1 pseudogene is annotated in these 665 nt (G+C 66.0%); it reads left to right on the forward strand.

From position 1 onward, the window contains the following. Nucleotides 1-232 precede the first annotated feature (232 nt). Nucleotides 233-665 (forward strand): annotated as a pseudogene (locus tag ABD743_RS44315) (DUF1611 domain-containing protein); the annotation flags it as partial.

Genomic DNA, 665 nt, shown 5'->3' on the forward strand with positions numbered 1-665 from the left:
TTATGTGACGCGGGGGGTCGCGGATCGGGGGGCGGTGTGGTTGGGGGGTGTTGATCGTGAGCCGCGGTTGGGTGATCTGGTGGTTGCTCGGGTGGTGAGTGTGGGGGCTCATGATCATTTGGAGAATGTGCATGGTCGTCGGGTGCGGTTGTATCCCGGTGATGTGGTGGTGGGGGCGTTGGGTAATCGGTATGCGACTGACTTTTATGAGGGGTATCTGCCGTCGGGGTCGGTGGCGCATCTGTTGACTGCGGGTGGGGTGGTCGGGGTGGTGGCGTCGGCGCATGTGCGTCGGAGTGAGCCCACGCAGTTGGAGGTGGTGGGGTCGTTGGTGGGGGTGTCGGGGGTGGGGTTGTCGTTGGATGACTTCGCTTTGCCCATCCCGGCCCCGGTCGCGGGGCCGGTGGGGGTGGGTGGTGGTGCGGAGTTGGGGACGTTCGTGGTGGTGGGGTCGTCGATGAATGCGGGGAAGACGACCACGGCGGCGGCGTTGATTCGGGGTTGGGCGCGGGCGGGGTTGCGTGTGGGGGCGGGGAAGGTGACCGGTTCGGGGAGTGGGAAGGACCGGTGGATGTATGAGGATGCCGGGGCGGGGGAGATCGTGGACTTCCTGGATTTCGGGATGGCCTCGACGTTCGGGTATCCGTTGCCGCGGTTGGCTTCGA

The sequence above is a fragment of the Pseudonocardia yunnanensis genome, assembly GCF_039534065.1.
Lineage (GTDB): Bacteria > Actinomycetota > Actinomycetes > Mycobacteriales > Pseudonocardiaceae > Pseudonocardia > Pseudonocardia yunnanensis.